We start from the raw sequence: 18,617 nt of genomic DNA on the forward strand, positions 1-18,617 counted from the left end.
GTTGACCACATCGGAAGAAACCGGTTCGGGCCCGACCACCGACCAGCGCCCCGGCGCGACGTCCCCCGGCGACCAACTCCGCCGGCTGCTCGTCGACGAGGCACCCTGCGTACTGATGGGGGTGCACGACGGGCTCAGCGCCCGGATCGCGGTCGAGGAGGGATTCCGCGCTCTCTGGGCGTCCGGGCTCTGCATCTCCACCGCCCTCGGGGTACGCGACAGCGACGAGGCGTCCTGGACCCAGCTGTTGAACAGCGTCGAGAGCATGGTGGACAACACCCGGGTACCGGTGCTCGTCGACGGTGACACCGGGCACGGCAACTTCAACACCGCACGCCGGTTCGCCGGCCGGGCCGAACGGATCGGTGCTGCCGGGGTCTGCTTCGAGGACAAGACCTTCCCCAAGATGAACTCCTTCTTCGGGGTGGGGCACGAGCTGGTCCCGGTGGCCGAGTTCTGCGGGAAGATCAAGGCCTGCAAGGACGGGCAGCAGGACCCCGGCTTCGTCGTCGTGGCACGCACCGAGTCGTTCATCGCCGGGCAGGGCGTCGACGAGGCGGTGGCCAGGGCCGAGGCCTACGCGGCCGCCGGAGCGGACGCCATCTTCGTGCACTCCCGGCAACCGACGGCGGTGGAGATCGCCGCCTTCTCGGCCCGATGGCACGGCGGGGTGCCGATCGTCATCGCACCGACCACGTACCACCGGACCACGCTGGACGAGTTCCACCAGCTCGGGGTCGGCGGGGTCATCTGGGCGAACCAGAGCATGCGGGCCGCGTTCAGCGCGATGCGCAAGGCCTGCCGGGACATGCGGTCGAGCGGAGTGATCAGCGGCGTCGAGGAGGAGATCGCCTCCCTGAAGGAGATCTTCGCGCTGTTGGGCTACGAGGACCTGGAGCGGGAGGAGCGGCGGTACGCCTCCTTCGACCCGCCGGTGCTGTCCACGGTGACCGGGGGGAACGCTCCATGATCCGTGCCGAAGAGCTGATGGCGGCGCTGGTCGACCACTCGGTGACGATGGTGACCGGAGTGCCGTGCTCCTTCCTCACCCCGGTCATCAACCGGGCCATCAGCGACCCGAGGGTGCGCTACCTCGCCGCCACCCAGGAGGGCGAGGCGGCGGCGATCGCGGCCGGTGCCTGGCTGGGGGGCGGGCTCGGCTGTGTCATCAGTCAGAACTCCGGCCTCGGCAACATGGTCAACCCGCTGACCTCGTTGCTGCACCCGGCCAGCATCCCGGCGCTGCTGCTGGTCACCTGGCGGGGTGAACCCGGCCGTCCCGACGAGCCGCAGCACGCTCTGATGGGGCGGATCACCCCGGGACTGCTCGACCTGATGGAGGTGCCGCACGCGACACTGCCGGCCGACCCGGACGGGTTGTCCGACGCGTTCGCGGTGGCCACCGGCGAACTGCTCCGGGCCGAGCGGCCGTACGCCTTCGTGATTCCGAAGGGGACGGTCGCGGCGGAGCCGCTGTGCGAGTCCGCGCTGCCCCGGCGTACCGGCCGGGTCGTCCGGCACCTGCCCGAGGGGCCGGCACCCAGTCGGTGGGCTGCGCTGGAGTGCCTGCTGTCCGAGTTGCCGGAGAGTGCCGCCGTCGTCTCGACCACCGGGATGACCAGTCGGGAACTGTACGAGATCGCCGACCGCGAACAGCACTTCTACCTGGTCGGCGCGATGGGTTCGGCCGGCGCGGTGGGACTTGGGGTGGCCGCGCACACCACCCGGCCGGTGGTGGTGGTTGACGGCGACGGCGCCCTGCTGATGCGGCTCGGCGGGCTGGCCACGATCGGGGCGTACGGGGGTGACAACCTCGTGCACGTCGTGCTGGACAACGGCGTACACGACTCGACCGGCGGGCAGCGCACGCTTTCGTCCACCGTGGACCTGGTGGCCGCCGCCGCCTCCTGCGGCTACCGGCAACTGCACGACTGCACCCGACCCGAGGCGTTCCGGGTGGCACTCGGGGCGGCACTGGCCGGACCCGGGCCGAGCCTGGTCCGGCTCCGTACCCGGCCGGGCTCGCGCAGTGGGCTGGGCCGGCCGGCGGTTACCCCGGCGGAGGTGGCCCGGCGGTTCCGGCGGTTCGTCACCACCGCCCCGGCCGGGGACAGGGTGGGCGCGGACGAAGTGCTGGGAGTCGGAGCATGACGGGTGTCCGGGTGACCTTCGCCGGCTCGGGTGACGCGTTCGGCAGCGGCGGTCGGTTGCAGACCTGCGTACACCTGGGTCCGGCGGGCGGCTCGCCGGTGCTGCTCGACTGTGGCGCGACCGCCCTGATCGGGCTGAAGCGGCACGGCATCGAACCGAACGACGTCGGCACGGTGGTCCTGTCCCACCTGCACGGCGACCACTTCGCCGGGCTGCCGTACCTGATCCTCGACGGTCAGTTCCGGCGCCGGACCGCACCGCTGGAGGTGGTCGGGCCACCGGGCACGGAGGAACGGCTGCGCCAGGCCATGGAGCTGCTCTTTCCCGGCTCGACCCGGATCACCCGACGCTTCGAGGTCAAGGTCCGCGAGATCGAGCCGCACGGTCGGCTCGACCTCGCGGAGCTGACGGTGCAGGCGTACCCGGCGGAGCACTTCGCCGGTGCGCCCGCGCTCTGCCTGCGGATCGGCCTCGCGGGCCGGGTCATCGCCTACAGCGGCGACACCGCCTGGACCGAGACCCTGGTCGCCGTGGCCGACGGGGCGGACCTGTTCATCTGCGAGGCCTACACCGAAACCCGGGCGGTGCCGTTCCACCTGCACCTGCCGATGCTCCGGGACAACCTTCCCCGGCTCACCTGCCGCCGCATCGTGCTCACCCACGCCGGGCCCGACGTCCTCGCCAGGGCCGGCGAACTCGACCTCGAACCGCACCTCGAACTGGCCGACGACGACCGCGTCATCGACGTGTAGACGATCTGGAGGATCCGGTGGACCACCCCTACCCACTCGGCGTCATCCACGGCAGGTTCCAGCCCCTGCACCTCGGGCACCTGGAGTACCTGCTCGCCGGCGCCGCCCGCTGCGACACGCTCGTCGTGGGCATCACCAACCCGGACCCGTCGCAGACCGCCGAGGAACCCACCGATCCGGTACGCGGGTCGGTGGAGGCGAACCCGTGCACGTACTACGAGCGGTACCTGATGGTGGAGGCCGCGCTCACCGAGGCGGGCGTGCCGCACCACCGGCTGCGGATCGTGCCGTTCCCGCACGGCTTCCCGGAACGACTGCGGTACTACGCGCCGCCGGAGGCCGTCTACCTGCTGACCATCTACGACGACTGGGGCGCGGAGAAGCTCGACCGCCTCGGCGCGCTCGGCCTGGCCACCGAGGTGATGTGGCGCCGGGTCGAGAAGCCGATCAGCGGCGGCCGGGTACGCCGGGCCATCGCCGCGAACGCCGACTGGGAGCAACTGGTCCCGCCCGCCGTTGCCGCCGTGATCAAGGAGTGTGGAATCGATGCGCGAATCCGTGGTTGAGCGGGCGGACCCGGCGGACTCCGGCGCCGGCGCCGGCCGGGTCTTCGTGGTCGCGCTCTGCGGTGGCGGTGACCGGCCGATCGCGGAGCTGGCCGACCGGACCCCGTTCGAGGCGGCCGCCACCCCGCACCTCGACGAGCTGGCCCGGGCCGGATGCAGCGGCCTGCTGGAGGTGATCCGGTCCGACGTGCCGCCGGAGTCGGACTCCGGCGCGATGGCCCTGCTCGGCTACGACCCGGTGCGCTTCTACACCGGCCGGGGGCCGTTGGAGGGGCTCGGGATGGACTTCTGGGACGCCGACGGTTTCTCGGTGGCGTTCCGGATCAACTTCGCGAGTTGGCAGCCGGACACGGGTCGGCTGGACCGGCGTACGTCCCGTGACCTGTCGGACGACGAACTCGAGGCCCTGGTGACGAGCATTCGGGCCGAGGTACGCCTTTCCGGCGACTTGTCGGTCCGGCTGACCGGCTTCGGTCGGCACCGGGGAATCCTGGCCCTGACCAGCCGGACGGTGCCGCTCTCCGGCCGGGTCACCAACACCGACCCCGGGTTCGTCGCGCGCGGCCCGTTCGGGGTGCCGGTCGCCGATCCCCCCTCGACACCGCTGCGCTGCCGTCCGGCGCCGGCCGACCAGGTGCACGGTGCCGACGGGGTGCACGGTGCCGACGAGGTGAACGGCGCCGACCGGGGACGGGCGGCAGAGGTGACCGCGCGGCTGGTGAACCAGTTCGTCGACCGTAGTGCCGCCGTCCTGGAGAACCACCCGGTCAACCTGGCCCGCCGGGCGGCCGGGCGGCGACCGGCGAATCTGATCCTGGTCCGCGACGGCGGCGACACCCTCCCGGTACTGCCGTCCTTCGCCGCCCAGCGCGGCCTGCGGCTGGCGATGTACGGGCAGGTGCCGGCCGAGCGCGGACTCGCCCGACTGATCGGGGCGAGGTTCACCGTCGCCAAGGCCGGGCCGGGGCAGGACGACCGGGCGTTCTACCGGAAGCTGGTGCCGGCCCTGCTGGACGATCCCGCCGACGTCGTCTTCGTACACCTCAAGGGGCCCGACGAGCCGGGCCACGACGGTCGGCCACACGACAAGGTGGCGGCGATCCGCGACATCGACGCCGGCTTCGTCGGTCCGCTGCGCGCCCGGCTCGGCCCGCTGGACACCCTCGTCGTCACCTGTGACCACGCCACCCCGTGCGAACTGGGCATCCACGCGCCGGACCGGGTACCGGCGGTGGTCGCCGGTCCGGGCGTACGACCGGACGGGGTGACCGAGTTCGGGGAGCGGGCCGCCGCCGGTGGCGGTCTTCCGGCCGGTCGGGCCAGCGAACTGCTGCCCTGGCTGCTCCGGCTGCGCAGGGAGAACTGACGATGCGGATCACCGGTCTGCGGCTGCGCGGCATCCTCGACTCCCAGGCCAGGGCCACGGTGGAGGCCGACGTGATCCTGGACGGCCGGTACCACGGCCGGGGGTCGAGCCCGCGCGCCATCGCACCGGGCCGGCGGGAGCGCCCGCTCGGCGAGCCGACCCTGCTGGGTCCGCTCACCCCCGGGGAACTGCACCGGGCGCTCCTCGGCCAGGACGTCGACGACCAGGCCGACCTCGACCGGCGGGTGGCCCGGCTGGACGTCGGCGCGGCCGAGACCCTCGCCGTGTCGCTGGCCTTCGCCCGGGCCGCCGCCTCGGCCCACCGGCTGGCCCTGCACCACTACCTGGCCTGGCTCGCCGGAACCACGCCGGGGGTGCCCCGGCTGCTGGTGAACGTCTTCTCCGGCGGCATCCACGGCACCGGTCCGCCGGCCGGCTTCCAGCAGGTCATGGTCATCCCGGACACCGGTGACCTCACCGGCGACATCGAACTGGCCCGTACCGTCTTCGACGAGGCAGAACGGCAGGTCCAGCAGCGGTTCGGCCCGGCCCGGTTCTCGCCGTCGAGTGGGCTGCTGGTGCCGGTCGACAGCGAGCGACAGTTGGCGTTGCTGCACGACGTGGTCGCGACGGCCGGATGCGCGGGCGCGGTGTCGTACGGGGTGGACATCGCCGCGGAACATCTCGTCGAACGGTCCGGCACCTACCGGCTCGGTCCGGACGTGCTGACCTCCGCCGAACTGGCGGGGCGGCTGTCGGCGCTGGTCGAGCGGTATCCGCTGGGCTACCTGGAGGACCCCTTCGATCCGGCCGACGAGCCCGCCTGGCGGGCGCTGCGCCGGGACCTGCCGCCGACGGCGACGGTGATCGGCGACGACCTGTTCGCCACCGACGCCGCCCGGGTGGACTCCACGCTGGCCGACGGGATCCTGCTGAAGCTGAGCCAGGCCGGCACGCTCACCGCCACCCTCGACGCGTCCCGGGCGGCCCGGGAGGCGGGACTGGTCTCCGCCGTGTCGCACCGGTCCGGCGAAACCGAGGACACCGCGATGTGCGATCTCGCCGTCGGTGTCGGCGCAGAACTGATCAAGGTCGGTGGGCCGCGTCGCGGTGACCGGCTCGCCAAGTACAACCAGCTGCTCCGGCTGGCCGAGACCGTGCCGGCCGAACCCCCCGTTGCCGTCCGCTGAACGAAGGAGTGCACCGTGTCCCGTGCAAAGCAGTTCAAGGACCTGATGAACGCGCCCGAGCTGCTCGTCGTACCCAGCGCGTACGACGCGCTGTCGGCGAAGGTGATCGAGCAGGCGGGCTTCAACGCCGTTCACATGACCGGCTCCGGCACCTCGGCGAGCATGCTCGGCCTGCCCGACCTCGGCTTCGCCACGATCACCGAGATGGCGTGGAACGCCAAGAACATCACCCTGGCCGTCGACCTTCCGGTGATCATGGACATCGACGCCGGGTACGGCAACGCGATGAACACCTGGCGCTGCGTACGGGAGTTCGAGCGGGCCGGCATCGTCGGCGGCCACCTGGAGGACCAGGTCGTGCCGAAGCGCTGCGGTCACCTGGAGGGCAAGCGGCTGATCAGCGCGAAGGAGATGGTCGGCAAGATCGCAGCCGCGGTCGAGGCGCGGGAGGACCCGGACTGGGTGCTGATCGCCCGTACCGACGCCCGGGAGAAGCTCGGCCTCGACGAGGCGATCCGCCGGTCCCGGGAGTACGTAGCCGCGGGAGCGGACTGCATCTTCCTGGAGGCGATGCTCACCGTCGACGAGATGAAGCGGGTCCGGGACGAGATCGACGCCCCGCTGCTGGCGAACATGGTGGAGGGCGGCAAGACGCCGTGGCTCACCACCAAGGAGCTGGAGGCGATCGGCTACAACCTCGCCATCTACCCGCTCTCCGGCTGGTACGCGGCCACCGCGATCCTCCGCAAGACCTTCGCCGCACTGCGCGACGAGGGTACGACGCAGAACTTCTGGGACCGGCACGGCCTGAAGATGACCTTCGACGAGCTGTTCGAGGTCTTCGAGTACTCGAAGATCTCCGAACTGGAGCGGCGTTTCGTCGTCCGGGACGGCGACACCGAGGCCGGCGACGTCGTCCGGGACGAGAAGGACTGACCCGTGTTCCTCGACGGGCAACTGCTTCCTCCGGCGGGGGACGACGTACCGGTGTACGACCCGTGGACCGGGGACGAGATCGGCCGGGTGCCCCGGGACGGCCCGGCCGAGGTGGACACCGCGGTCAGCGCGGTCGCGGGTCGGCGCCGGCCGATGCCGATCGACGAACGGGTGTCGGTGCTGACCGGGGCGGCCACCGCGTTGCAGGCGTGCGCCGGGGAGTTCTCCCGGCTGATCACCGCCGAGTCCGGCGTCTGCGTCCGGGAGACGACCCGGGAGGTCAACCGGGCGGTCGCGAACCTGCGGGTCGCCGCGGCGGAGGCGGAGCGGCTGCGCGGCGAGTCCATTCCGATCCCCGGTGCGGCCCGGCTGGCCGTCACGCTGCCGGAACCGGTCGGCGTGGTCGCCGGGATCACCCCGTTCAACCGGCCGCTCAACCAGGTGGTGGTCAAGGCCGCTCCGGCGATCGCCGCCGGCTGCGCACTGGTGCTCAAGCCGTCCGAGCGGACCCCGCTGACCGCGCTCGCCTTCGCGGAGCTGCTCACCGGGGCCGGCTATCCGAAGGAGATGCTGGCGGTCCTCACCGGTGATCCGGCCGTCGTCGGCGGGGCGCTGGCCCGGCATCCGGCGGTCGACATGGTGACCTTCACCGGCAGCGTGTCGACCGGCCGGGCGGTGGCCGCCGCCGCGGCCGGCAGGAAACTGCTGCTGGAGCTGGGGGGCAACGATCCGCTGCTGGTGCTCCCCGACGCCGACCTCGACCTCGCCGCCCGGCTGGCCGCCGACGGGGCGTTCGCCACCGCCGGGCAGTCCTGCCGGGGGGTGAAACGGATCATCGTCTGGGCCGAGGTCGCGGACCGGTTCGTCGAGCGGCTCGTCGCGGCCAGCCGGGTCAAGCGGTTCGGCGACCCGCAGCGGCCGGAGATCGAGGTGGGCCCGCTGATCGACGAGGCGGCGGCGGAACTGGTGCAGCGGCGGGTGGACTCGGCGATATCCGCCGGTGCGCTGCTGTGTCACGGGGGTGACCGGAAGGGCGCACTCGTCGCGCCGACGGTCCTCGATCGGGTGCCACCCGGTGCCGAACTGGTCCGCGAGGAGACGTTCGGTCCGGTGGCGCCGGTGCTCCGGGTGGGGGGACTGGACGAGGCGGTCGAGGTCGCCAATGGCACGGCGTACGGCCTCCAGGCGGGCGTGGTCACCAACGACAGCGCCGCGTTCTGGCAGCTCGCCGCGCGACTGCGGGTGGGGGCGGTCAACCTGCTCGAGGGGCCGCAGTTCGACTCCCCGCACATCCCCTTCGGCGGAGTGAAGGCGAGCGGACTCGGGCGGGAGGGCATCCGCTACGCGATCCGCGAGATGAGCACCACGAAGACGGTCACCGTGCCTTACGGCTGGCCGGTCTAGCAGCATCAACAGGGGAGGAAGCAAGTGGACCTGTTCGAAAAGGTCATCAACAGTCCGGGCAGTCCCATCGCACAGATGTCGCGGGACATCCACGGCAGGTACGCCTTTCCGAGGCTGACCGGCGAGATCGGCAGCCGAATGCGGTACGGCGACACGGACCAGCTCGTCTGGAGCCTCAACAACTATCTCGGGCTGGCCAACCACCCGGAGGTCCGGGCCGCCGACGCGCGGTTCGCCGCCCGGTACGGCCTGGCGGCGCCGATGGGCTCGCGGATGATGTCCGGCGAGACCGAGGACCTGGAAATGCTGGAGGCGGAACTGGCGGCGTACGCGGACAAGCCCGCCGCGCTGTTCCTGAACTTCGGCTACCAGGGCATGATCTCGTTGCTGGACTCGCTGCTCAGCCGGCGTGACTGGCTGGTCTACGACGCGGAGTGCCACGCCTGCATCATCGACGGCATCCGGCTGCACCGGGGCAAGGCAAAGTCCTTTCCGCACAACAACATCGAGCGACTCGAAGCCGTGCTGACCCGGATCGAGGCGGAGCGCGGCGACGACGAGGCGGTGCTGGTCGTCACCGAGGGCGTCTTCGGGATGTCCGGCGTGCAGGGGCGGCTGCGGGAAATCGTCGCGCTCAAGCAGCGGTTCAACTTCCGGCTCCTGGTCGACGACGCGCACGGCTTCGGGGTGCTCGGTCCGGGCGGTGGCGGCACCGGGGAGGAGCAGGGCTGCCAGGACGGCATCGACCTGTACTTCGGGACCTTCGCCAAGGCCGGTGCCAGCATCGGTGCCTTCGTCGCCTCGGACGCCGAGATCGTCTGGCGGCTGCGGTACGGGATGCGGTCGCAGATCTTCTCCAAGGGACTGCCGTGGCCGGTCGTGGCCGGTAACCGGGTCCGGCTCGACATGATGCGCAACCGCCCCGAACTGCGGCGCAAGTGCCTGGAGATCGCCGCACACCTGCGGAACGACCTGCGCGGGGTCGGACTGGAGATCGGCGATCCGTCCAGCGCGGTGACCCCGGTGTTCCTGGGACTGGAGGCCGCGCAGACCGCCATCTTCCTGGACCTGCTCCGGCACCGGTACGGGATCTTCTGCTCCGCCGTCACCTATCCGGTGGTGCCCCCGGGGGTGGTCCAGCTCCGGCTGATCGCCACCGCCACGCACGAGCACAGCGACGTCACGTACACCGTGGACGCGCTGCGCCGGGTGTACGAGGAGGTGACCGGGCGGAGCGAGATGGCGCTGTCCGTGCTCCGGTGAGCACCGACCTGGCCCGGAGCAGCGACCTGGCCCGGAGCACCGACCCGACCACCGGCACCGGACCGGCCCGTCGGCCGGGTAGCGCCCCGGCGGCGGAGATCCTGGCCCGGGCGTCGGCGATCGCCGCCCAGCCGATGCGGCGGATCGCGCCCGAGCGGCTGGAGTCGGAGCTGGCCGAGTTCCGGCGCCGTACTCCCCGGTCGGCGGCACTCTTCGCGCGGGCCCAGGGGGTGCTGGCCCGGGGGAGCGAGCACGTGGATCCGCTCTCCTCGCCGTACCCGCTGTTCCTGGACCACGGCGCCGGCGGCGAGGTGGTCGACGTGGACGGCAACCGGTACGTCGACTGCATCCTGGCCGGTGGCGCGCTCAGTCTCGGGCACAACCATCCCGGGCTCAACGCCGCGGTCGTCGACCTGCTCCGGGAGCGCACCGGCTTCCACGGCCACCTCGACGAGTTCGAGGTGCTCGCCGCCGAACGGATCATCGAGGTCTTTCCGGCGGCCGAGGCGGTCCGGTTCGTCGGCTCCGGCGCCGAGGCCGACCTCGCGGCGGCCCGGATCGCGCGGGCGTACACCGGGCGACGCAAGATCATTAAGTTCCGGGGGCACTACCACGGCTGGGGCGACCAGTTCATGGTGGACCTGGAGGTACCGGGGTCCGGCGACTTCATGGCCGGCGGGGTGCCACCGGAGCACTACGCGCACACCGTGCTGGTGCACCCGCACCGGCTGGACGACCTGGCGGCGGCACTGGCCGCCGGCGACGTCGCGGCGGTGATCAGCGAACCGTTCGGCGGCGAGTCCGGCCTGGTGCCGTTCGCCGACGACTTCCATCAACAGGCCATCGCGCTGGCCCACCAGCACGGTGCGCTGTACGTGCTCGACGAGGTCGTCACCGGCACCCGGGCCGGGATCGGCGGCGCACACGCGGTGCTGGGCATCCGCCCCGACCTGATCACCCTCGGCAAGGGACTGATGAACGGCTACCCGTCCTGCGGGGCGGTCGCCGGTCGGCGGGAGATCATCGAGGCGGCCGGGACCGGACTACCGGACGGACGGCCGTTCACCTACATCGGCGGCACCATGTCCGGCAACGTGCTGTCGGCGGCGGCCTGCTACCACACCCTCGGCGAACTGACCCGGCCCGGCGTCCTCGACAGTGCCATCGCGGTCACCGCCGACCTGGTGGTCCGGCTCAACGCGCTGTTCTCCACCGGTGGCGTGCCGTTCTTCGCGTACCACTTCGGCACGATCCTGCGGATCGAGCTGACCGCGCCGCACGCGCTGCTCGTGGAGGCCGAGCGGCTGCCGGAGATCATCGCCCGTCGGGCGCTGCTCGCCGACTACATGATTCCGGTGGTCAACGCCGGAGTGCTGTCCCGGATGGGCCGGGACATGCTGTCCTGCGGGCACACCCGGGCCGACAGCGACCGGGTGGTGAACGCGTATGCCCGACTCGTCGAACTCCTCGGCTGAACCGGTCTCCGCGGCCTCGGGCGGGCCGCCGACCGGCGCCCGGCCGGCCGGGACGGTCCTGGTCACCGGGGCCACCTCGGGGATCGGGCTCGCCGTCGCGCGGCTCTTCGTCGACCGGGGGGTGCGGGTGCTGGGCACCTCCCGGAATCCCGACGACATTCCGCTGCCGGATCGGGTCCCCGGCGTGACCTACCTGGCCCTCGACCAGTCGGATCCGGCGAGCGTACAGGCGTGCGCGAAGGCGGCCGGTCCGGTCGACTTACTGGTCAACAACGCCGGGCACAGCCAGGGCGGTGCCCTGGAGGACCTGCCGGAGGAGCACCTGGAGCAGTTGTTCCGGATCAACGTGCTGGGACCGGTCGCGCTGGCCCGCGCGGTACTGCCGGCCATGCGGGCCGCCGGGCACGGCCGGTTGATCTTCGTGGGTTCCCTGATGGCCGAGTTCCCGGTGCCGTTCCAGGGCAGCTACGCGGCCTCCAAACTGGCCCTGCGCGGCTTCGTCACGGCGCTGCGCACCGAGGTCGCGCCGTTCGGCATCCAGGCCACCCTGGTCCAGCCGGCCTACTACCGGTCGGCCATCGACCGGCACCGTGCCTGGCACACGAGGCCGGACTCGCCGTACCGGGACCGGTTGGGCGTGGTCAGCGCACGGGTCCGGGCCCAGCACCAGAGCGCGGCGGACCCCGCGGAGGTCGCCGAGCGGATCTGGCGACTGGGCCGGGCCGCCCGGATGCCGGTGGTCTCGATGATCGGCGGCAACGGCGGCACCCTGCGGTTCGTCCGGCGCTTCCTGCCGGACCGCGTCGCCGAGCGGCTGGTGGCCCGCCGGTACGGCCTCTGAACCGTTTGCACATCCCTGAGGAGAAGAAGCAGCCCGAAGGAGAACGATGACCCAGACCCTGGACCGGTCCGCCGTACCGGACAGCACGCCCAGCGCGCTGTCGGTGATCGACACGGACGTGCACGAGATGATCGGCAACCCGCTGGAGTTCCTCCAGTACGTCGAGGAGCCCTGGCGGGGACGGATCCACCCGGACAACTGGATGGGCATCTCCATCCCGTACTCCTGGCCCACCACCGGCGGGCTCGCCCGGCCGGACGCCCGACCCTCCAACGGGCTGCGGGCCGGCTCCGACTACCAGTTGATGCGCAAACAGCACCTCGACGCGTTCAACATCAAACACGCCGTACTGACCGGGCTGCTGTACCCGAGCGAGTTCAAGGTGCAGCCGGACTTCGCGGTCGGGCTGTCCCAGGCGTACAACCGGTGGGTCGTCAACGAGTGGCTGGCCAAGGACCCCCGCTTCCTCGGCTCGATCTGCGTGGCGGCGCAACGTCCGGACGACGCGGTGGCCGAGATCGAGAAGTGGGCCTCGCATCCCCAGATGGTGCAGGTGCTGCTTCCGGTGATCTCACACGACACGATGGGCCGGGACTACTACCACCGGATCTACGAGGCGGCGGTCCGGAACAAACTCGTCGTCGGCTTCCACCAGGGCGCGAACGTGGAGACCGCCGTCGGATTGCCCACCTACTTCCTGGAGTGGCACACCGCGATCTCCCAGGCCTGGCAGTGCCAGCTCATCAGCCTGGTCGTCCACGGGGTCTTCGAGAAGTTTCCCGACCTGCGGGTAGTGATGATCGAGTCCAGTTGGACCTGGCTGCCCCACCTGATGTGGCGTTTCGACCACAACTACCGGAGCCTGCGCCGGGAGGTTCCGTGGGTGAAGCGGCTGCCCAGCGAGTACATCCGGGACCAGGTCAGGTTCACCACCCAGCCGATGGAGTTCGCGGAGAACCCCGATCACCTGTACCAGATGTTCGAGATGGTGGGTAACGACGAGTTCCTGATGTTCTCCTCGGACTACCCGCACTGGGACTTCGACGCCCCGGACCGTTCGCTGCCGAGTTCCTTCCCACCCGACATCCGGCGGAAGGTGCTGCACGACAACGCGGCGAAGTTCTACCAGCTCGGGGAGGCGCGATGAGCACAACCGAGCAGACGTCGACCCGGCGTCGCCAGCGCTACGTCGTGTGCGGAGTCGACGAACTGAAGCCCGGCACCACCCGGCTGTACGCGGTCGGACACCGGCAGATCGTGGTCGGGCACGTGCCCGGGCACGGGTACGTCGCGCTGTCGAACTACTGCGCGCACCAGGGCGGTCCGCTCTCCGCCGGCTCGTTCGAGGCGATGTGGACGGCGGAGAAGGTGGGGGAGCGGATCCAGGACCCGGATCGCTGGGTGTTGATCTGCCCGTACCACAACTTCGAGATCGACACCGCCACCGGCTGCCCGGTGGCCCGGTTGGGTACCGCCCGTACCGCCACCTACCGGGTGGCGGTCGAAGCCGACGAGATCGTCGTCTACGTCTGAGGAGGTGACCACGTCCGGCCCGGCCGCCGGCAGCCGGCAACCCGGGCCGGGCGTGGTCCCGCAGGGAGGCAGTCCGAAGTGCTCCGCAACCACGGTAGGTTCGTGTCCCGCCATCCGAAGAAGATCCTCGGCGTCGCCGCCGTGCTGCTCGCCGGCGCCGTCTATCTCGGGATGGGCGCGTTCGACGTCCTGCGCAGCGGCGGGTTCGAGGACCCGGCCGCCGAGTCGACCCGGGCCCGGGACCTGATCGAGTCCGAGTTCGGCGGGCAGACCAACCTCGTCCTGCTGGTCCGGGCGAAGGAGGGGACCGTGGACAGCCCCGCCGTGCGGGAGGCCGGGGCGGCACTGACGGCTCGGCTGGCCGGGGAGCCCGGGGTGGAGAACGTCGGATCGTACTGGCAGGACAACGTGGCGGACCTCCGCTCGGCCGACGGCACGATGGCGCTGGTGCTGGGGCACGTCGCCGGGGACGACGAGCAGGTGAGCGACCGCGCCGAGGCGTTGCTGGCCCGGTTCCCCGCCGACGAGGGGCCGGTGACCGTCACCCCCGGCGGCGAGGTGGTGGCCAACCAGGACGTACGCGACGAGGTCAACCGGAGCCTGCTGCTGGCCGAGGCGATCGCCGTACCCGCGATCCTGCTGTTGCTTGTGCTGGTCTTCGGCAGCGTGATGTCGACCATGGTGCCCCTGGTCATCGCGGCCGCTGCCACCGCCGGCACCCTCGCCGAGCTGTACCTGCTGGGTTCGGTCACCGACGTCTCGGAGTTCGCGATCAACCTGGCCACCGCGCTCGCCCTCGGCCTCAGCGTCGACTACGCCCTGCTGATGGTGAGCCGGTTCCGGGAACGGCTCGCCGCCGGTGACCCGGTGCCGGAGGCGGTGGCGGTGACGATGGGCACGGCGGGCCGGACGATCGTCTTCTCCGCCGCCACCGTCGCCGCGGCCCTGGCGGCCCTGCTGGTGTTTCCGCAGTTCTTCCTCCGCTCCTTCGCCTACGCCGGGATCGGCGTGGTGCTGATCGCCGCCGCGACCGCGCTGGTGGTGACCCCGGCCCTGCTCGCATTGCTCGGCCACCGGATCAACGGAGGTCGGCTGCCCTGGTCCCGGGCGGCCCGTGGGGCCGACTCACCGGTCTGGGGCGGCCTGGCCGCCGTCGTCATGCGGCGCCCGCTGCTCACCGCGACGCCGGTGGTCGTGCTGCTGCTGCTCGCCGCGGCGCCGCTGTCGGCGGTGCACTTCGGCAGCCCGGACCAGGGGGCGTTGCCGCAGCGGGTCACCAGCCGACAGGTGGCCGACACCATCCGGGACCACTTCGACGCGAACGTCTGGACCGCGACCGACATCGTCGTACCCGGCCAGGTCGACCCGGACGACCTGGCCGGGTACGCCCGCCGGCTCGTCGCGCTGCCCGGGGTGGCCGGCACCATCACCAGCGTCGGCGCGTTCAGCCGGGACGGCGCCGGCCCCGGCGACCCCGGTCTGGGTAGCCCGGACGCGCAACGGCTGTCGGTGTTCACCACCGTCCCGCCGAAGTCCGACGTCGCGCAGGAACTCATCCGGGCGATCCGGGCCGTTCCCGGGCCCGGCGACGCGCCAACCCTGGTCAGCAGCTCGGAGGCGCGGCTGGCGGACACCAAGAAGGCGATCGGCGACCGGCTTCCGCTGGCCGGGCTGCTCGTCGGACTGACCACCTTCGTCGCGCTGTTCCTGTTCACCGGAAGCGTGATCCAGCCGGTCCGGGCGTTGCTGCTGAACGTACTCAGCCTCTCCGCGACCCTCGGCGTGATGGTCTGGGTGTTCCAGCAGGGACACCTGGCGGACTGGCTCGGCTTCACCCCGCGCCCGCTGGACACCGCCATGACCGTACTGCTGCTCTGCGTCGCCTTCGGGTTGTCGATGGACTACGAGGTCTTCCTGATCAGCCGGATCCACGAACTGCATCTCGCCGGCCACGACACCCGGACGGCGGTGGTCGAGGGCCTGGCCCGGACCGGTCGGATCGTGTCGGCGGCGGCCGCGCTGCTCGCGATCAGCTTCTTCGCCTTCGGCACCAGCTCGGTGAGCTTCCTCCAGATGTTCGGACTCGGCACCGGACTGGCGATCCTGATCGACGCGACCCTGGTACGCGGGGTGCTGGTGCCGGCCCTGATGCGCGCCTTCGGTCCACGGATCTGGTACGCGCCCCGGCTGCTGCGCCGGTTGCACGAACGGGTCGACCTCAGCGAGACCTCCCGGGACGAGCTGACCCCGCCGGCCCCGGCCGCTCTCGCGCGACCACCCACGGGCAGCCCGACCTTGCCGCGGTCCTGAACGAGGGCCGGGAACGGAGGGAGTCTGGCAGCTCGGTGACCGCTTCCACCGAGCTGCCGTCGATCTCAAACCTGCACACAGGTGATCGTGTACGTCGGCTCGACCCAGGTCCGGTCACCCGTGATGATTCCTCGGAGGGTGAGGGTCTGCGTCGTCCCGTCGCTCCGGTGGATCTGGTAGGTCGAGGTCACGTTGCGGCTGAGGACGAGGTCCGAGGACTCCATCAGCAGTGACCGGGACTTACCCTCCTGGTCGGTGACGTCCGCGAGTTCCCTGCCGAGGTAGCCCGTCAACTGGGTCTTCCGGCCCGGCTCCACGAGTACCCGGTCCAGCAGGCCCCGGAGTGCGGTCAGTTCGACCACCTCGGGGCGGCTGGTGCCGTCGGAGTAGCCGACCCGCACGTGCCGCAGCACGAGCAGTGTCAGGTACGGCTGCAACTGCTCGTAGAACTCGTAGACCCGGACCTTGTCGGTGGAGTTCTTCTCCTCGAAGATCTCCTTCTTCAGGATCTTCGCCGACTGGGCGAACTCCTCCTCGGAGTTGTACGTCTTCTGCTCGGTCTGCCTCTTGGCGTCGTCCACCTGGTTCTGGATGGAGTTGAAGGTCGCCTTGTTGAATCCCGCGCGGGCGGTGTTGGTGCCGCCCTGAACGTTGAGTGAGGCATTGGCCTCGCCGCCCCACAGGCTGTTCGCGCTGGCGTCGGCGTGCGCCTGGGCGTTCAGTTGATATTTGTAACTCTCGGTGTCCTCGCTGCTGGACGTGTTCTTGTCGACCTTCTCGTAGAAGTTCTCCACGACGCTGGCCTCCTGGCTCGCCAGCAGGCTCTGGCCCAGGGACGTCTTCGAGGTGTCGGTCGTTTCGGTGACCAGGATCCGCTTGATGGTGGAGCCCGCCCCGATCGACCTCGTGTCGATCAGCCGTCCGAGGTGTGGCGGTCCGACCAGGGTTTCCAGGGCGTAGTCCTCCACCAGGAACAGCTGTGGTCGGCCGAGGAACTGGGCGAACGCCGGAAACCGTGTCTCCACCGAACCCTGGTCGAGCACCCGGTTCTGCCGGAAGTCGTAGAGGACGTAGCGCAGGCCGGAGATGAAGAAGATGTTCTCCTCGTTCTGCCCGGTGCCGTAGAAGGCGACATCGATGGTGGTCGGGAAGTCGGCCGGCAGGTTCCAGGCATCCCTGACGGGGACCGGACCGGCATCCGTCCCACCGGTGTTGAGGTTGTGCCGGACGTACTGGCCGTCCTTGAAGAAGTGGATCATGCCGTGGAACCTCGACCCCAGTCCGTGCAGACCCACGGGCACGCCCGAGGTCCGCCACGTCCCGTCGGGGTTGGTCCACGCCCCCGTCGCCCACTGGCCGAGCACGCCCCGCGGTCCGAAGTCGACCCGCCACGTCGACTCGCCGACGGCACCGGGCGCGGCGGGCGCGGCGCCGCTGGAGTTGACCCGGACGAACATCTCGTCCTTGAACACGTACCAGAAGTGCGGAAAGGCGGGGCCACCCCAGACGGCGGAGTGGATGCCGGACCTGAACATCTGCGGCAGGGTGTCCCCGCCGAAGTTCCCCGCGATCAACCGGGGCCCGTCCTCGATCCTCCCGGTCTCCAGGTCGTAGAGGAAGTAATCGGCGCCCTTGAACAACCACAGTCCGTTGGGTCGGCTGGAATCGGTGTTCAGGACGGCGTCGAACAGCGGACCTGGCGTGCCCGTTGCGTGGAACGCCGTGACCGGCAGCCCCAGCGAGGTGAAGACCCGCCGTAGGTCGATGGTGGCGATATGCCGAAAATCGTCGTGGACACTCATGTTTCTGGGTCCTTCCTGTTGCTGGCGAATCAATCGATGTTCGACCCCACCACCGCGCCACCGGACGGCGTCCAGGTGATGGTGCCGTGCTGGAAACGGCTCGCGCTCCGGCCCGGAAAATCCCTCACGTCGCTGACCGGGTAGCCCAGCCGACCGGCCTGCCACCCGAGCTGTGCCCAGAGATCCCGGATCGGGCCGTGGACCTCGTGCGCGCCGATGTCGGCCCGCCAGTAGATTGAGCCGCCCTCGAAGTGGTTGAACCGGCCGTCCCCCGGGCCGCAGGGGCACTCGTCCGACACCGGGTACCGGAGCACACCGCGGATGCCACCGAGCTGCGCCCACTTCACACGGATGAGCCCGTGCACCTCGTGCGCACCCAACTCGGGTGTCCAGTAGATGGAGCCGTTCGCGAAGTCGCGTGCCCTGCCGCGCCCGTCCGGCAACGCCATCTCCGCACTGCCCGCGCCGGTGTCGAGCGGCGGGCCCAGCCAGGGATGCTGCCGCCACTTGTCGTCGATCGCCGACATGTCAGTCGACCCGGTAGGTGACGAAGTAGTACGAGCTCTCGACGTCGGACTTCGCGAGTTTCGCGAGCTCACCGGCGCCCTGCTCGGACTCGAAGACCGTGATCGAGCCCAGGAGGTCGTCCGCGGACACGTCGTCGAAGTCCCACAGCGAGAGGTTCTGGGAGAAGGGCACCGGGATCGTGATCCCCGGCGAGACCGACTGGTCGGCCTGGATGTCGAGCGTCGACCGGTCGGTCGGCCAGATCGAGTTCTCCAACCCACCCGACGTGTCCGTGGTGATGTAGAGGTTGTCCGGATCGGATCGGGCACTGTCGATCGCCGCGACCACGCCGGGCAGACCCTTCAGGAAGTCCTGGAGCGGGGTACCACCGAGTTCCGCGACCGCGATCGAGGGTGCGAGGCCGGCGAGTGCCTGGTTCACCCCGAAGTCGGTACCGGTGGAGTGGCGCAGGCACCAGATGTTCAGAAGCGTCGCGTTGGCCGTCATGTGATCTCCTAGGG

At 70.8% G+C, this 18,617-nt stretch carries 17 protein-coding genes; 14 read left to right on the top strand and 3 right to left on the bottom strand.

Annotated features, from left to right (window positions below; genetic code table 11):
- Nucleotide 1: 1 nt before the first annotated feature.
- From aepX to ACFP2T_RS05850, 14 genes are all read left to right on the top strand, one after another.
- Nucleotides 2-970 (top strand): phosphoenolpyruvate mutase, encoded by a 969-nt coding sequence (gene aepX, locus ACFP2T_RS05785; RefSeq protein ID WP_377418116.1) that lies wholly within the window; start codon nt 2-4, stop codon nt 968-970.
- Nucleotides 967-2,151, top strand: coding sequence for a phosphonopyruvate decarboxylase (gene aepY / locus ACFP2T_RS05790; protein ID WP_377418118.1), 1,185 nt, complete (start codon nt 967-969; stop codon nt 2,149-2,151). The genes aepX and aepY overlap by 4 nt, the downstream gene beginning before the upstream one ends.
- Nucleotides 2,148-2,903, top strand: coding sequence for an MBL fold metallo-hydrolase (locus tag ACFP2T_RS05795; protein WP_377418120.1), 756 nt, complete (start codon nt 2,148-2,150; stop codon nt 2,901-2,903). The genes aepY and ACFP2T_RS05795 overlap by 4 nt, the downstream gene beginning before the upstream one ends.
- A gap of 17 nt (nt 2,904-2,920) precedes the next feature.
- The gene (locus ACFP2T_RS05800) at nt 2,921-3,469 is read left to right on the top strand and encodes an adenylyltransferase/cytidyltransferase family protein (RefSeq protein ID WP_377418122.1); all 549 of its coding nucleotides are present in this window, start codon (nt 2,921-2,923) and stop codon (nt 3,467-3,469) included.
- Complete coding sequence (locus ACFP2T_RS05805; RefSeq protein WP_377418124.1) at nt 3,450-4,835, top strand: CMP-5'-phosphonoformate--3-phosphoglycerate phosphonoformyl transferase; 1,386 nt, start codon at nt 3,450-3,452, stop codon at nt 4,833-4,835. The genes ACFP2T_RS05800 and ACFP2T_RS05805 overlap by 20 nt, the downstream gene beginning before the upstream one ends.
- 2 nt (nt 4,836-4,837) lie before the next feature.
- Nucleotides 4,838-6,025, top strand: coding sequence for an enolase-like domain-containing protein (locus ACFP2T_RS05810; protein WP_377418126.1), 1,188 nt, complete (start codon nt 4,838-4,840; stop codon nt 6,023-6,025).
- Nucleotides 6,026-6,040: 15 nt separating this feature from the next.
- Nucleotides 6,041-6,961: a carboxyvinyl-carboxyphosphonate phosphorylmutase gene (gene bcpA, locus ACFP2T_RS05815; RefSeq protein WP_377418128.1), complete on the top strand. Its 921-nt coding sequence runs from the start codon at nt 6,041-6,043 to the stop codon at nt 6,959-6,961.
- Nucleotides 6,962-6,964: 3 nt separating this feature from the next.
- Nucleotides 6,965-8,365 (top strand): aldehyde dehydrogenase family protein, encoded by a 1,401-nt coding sequence (locus ACFP2T_RS05820; RefSeq protein ID WP_377418130.1) that lies wholly within the window; start codon nt 6,965-6,967, stop codon nt 8,363-8,365.
- A 24-nt stretch (nt 8,366-8,389) separates the two neighbouring features.
- Nucleotides 8,390-9,628, top strand: a complete 1,239-nt coding sequence (locus ACFP2T_RS05825; protein WP_377418132.1) for an aminotransferase class I/II-fold pyridoxal phosphate-dependent enzyme — start codon at nt 8,390-8,392, stop codon at nt 9,626-9,628.
- Entirely contained in the window at nt 9,625-11,103 is a 1,479-nt protein-coding gene (locus ACFP2T_RS05830) for an aminotransferase class III-fold pyridoxal phosphate-dependent enzyme (RefSeq protein ID WP_377418134.1), read from the top strand. Before ACFP2T_RS05825 ends, ACFP2T_RS05830 begins: the two co-directional genes overlap by 4 nt.
- On the top strand, nt 11,075-11,944 hold the full coding sequence (locus tag ACFP2T_RS05835) for an SDR family oxidoreductase (RefSeq protein ID WP_377418136.1): 870 nt from the start codon (nt 11,075-11,077) through the stop codon (nt 11,942-11,944). Before ACFP2T_RS05830 ends, ACFP2T_RS05835 begins: the two co-directional genes overlap by 29 nt.
- 46 nt (nt 11,945-11,990) lie before the next feature.
- Nucleotides 11,991-13,091: an amidohydrolase family protein gene (locus ACFP2T_RS05840; protein ID WP_377418138.1), complete on the top strand. Its 1,101-nt coding sequence runs from the start codon at nt 11,991-11,993 to the stop codon at nt 13,089-13,091.
- Nucleotides 13,088-13,477 (top strand): Rieske (2Fe-2S) protein, encoded by a 390-nt coding sequence (locus tag ACFP2T_RS05845; RefSeq protein WP_377418140.1) that lies wholly within the window; start codon nt 13,088-13,090, stop codon nt 13,475-13,477. The genes ACFP2T_RS05840 and ACFP2T_RS05845 overlap by 4 nt, the downstream gene beginning before the upstream one ends.
- Before the next feature lie 102 nt (nt 13,478-13,579).
- Nucleotides 13,580-15,787, top strand: coding sequence for an MMPL family transporter (locus ACFP2T_RS05850; protein WP_377418142.1), 2,208 nt, complete (start codon nt 13,580-13,582; stop codon nt 15,785-15,787).
- A gap of 65 nt (nt 15,788-15,852) precedes the next feature.
- Here the strand turns inward: ACFP2T_RS05850 and ACFP2T_RS05855 are convergent, their stop codons facing one another.
- The 3 genes from ACFP2T_RS05855 to ACFP2T_RS05865 are packed head-to-tail and all read right to left on the bottom strand — an operon-like array spanning nt 15,853 to nt 18,603.
- Nucleotides 15,853-17,589 carry a hypothetical protein gene (locus ACFP2T_RS05855; RefSeq protein ID WP_377418144.1) on the bottom strand — a complete coding sequence of 579 codons (1,737 nt, stop codon included), beginning with the start codon at nt 17,587-17,589 and terminating at the stop codon, nt 15,853-15,855.
- 29 nt (nt 17,590-17,618) lie between these two features.
- Complete coding sequence (locus ACFP2T_RS05860) at nt 17,619-18,116, bottom strand: LGFP repeat-containing protein (RefSeq protein WP_377418146.1); 498 nt, start codon at nt 18,114-18,116, stop codon at nt 17,619-17,621.
- Nucleotide 18,117: 1 nt separating this feature from the next.
- On the bottom strand, nt 18,118-18,603 hold the full coding sequence (locus ACFP2T_RS05865; protein WP_377418148.1) for a hypothetical protein: 486 nt from the start codon (nt 18,601-18,603) through the stop codon (nt 18,118-18,120).
- Between the last annotated feature and the right edge of the window lie 14 nt (nt 18,604-18,617).

The sequence above is a fragment of the Plantactinospora solaniradicis genome (genome assembly GCF_042658085.1).
Classification (GTDB): domain Bacteria; phylum Actinomycetota; class Actinomycetes; order Mycobacteriales; family Micromonosporaceae; genus Plantactinospora; species Plantactinospora solaniradicis.

Coding starts and splice junctions, on each gene's coding strand:
- ACFP2T_RS05845 (WP_377418140.1), top strand. CDS start 13,088: ATGAGCACAACCGAGCAGACGTCGACCCGGCGTCGCCAGCGCTACGTC.
- ACFP2T_RS05835 (WP_377418136.1), top strand. CDS start 11,075: ATGCCCGACTCGTCGAACTCCTCGGCTGAACCGGTCTCCGCGGCCTCG.
- ACFP2T_RS05795 (WP_377418120.1), top strand. CDS start 2,148: ATGACGGGTGTCCGGGTGACCTTCGCCGGCTCGGGTGACGCGTTCGGC.
- ACFP2T_RS05855 (WP_377418144.1), bottom strand. CDS start 17,589: ATGAGTGTCCACGACGATTTTCGGCATATCGCCACCATCGACCTACGG.
- ACFP2T_RS05865 (WP_377418148.1), bottom strand. CDS start 18,603: ATGACGGCCAACGCGACGCTTCTGAACATCTGGTGCCTGCGCCACTCC.
- ACFP2T_RS05805 (WP_377418124.1), top strand. CDS start 3,450: ATGCGCGAATCCGTGGTTGAGCGGGCGGACCCGGCGGACTCCGGCGCC.
- aepY (WP_377418118.1), top strand. CDS start 967: ATGATCCGTGCCGAAGAGCTGATGGCGGCGCTGGTCGACCACTCGGTG.
- ACFP2T_RS05840 (WP_377418138.1), top strand. CDS start 11,991: ATGACCCAGACCCTGGACCGGTCCGCCGTACCGGACAGCACGCCCAGC.
- ACFP2T_RS05810 (WP_377418126.1), top strand. CDS start 4,838: ATGCGGATCACCGGTCTGCGGCTGCGCGGCATCCTCGACTCCCAGGCC.
- ACFP2T_RS05860 (WP_377418146.1), bottom strand. CDS start 18,116: ATGTCGGCGATCGACGACAAGTGGCGGCAGCATCCCTGGCTGGGCCCG.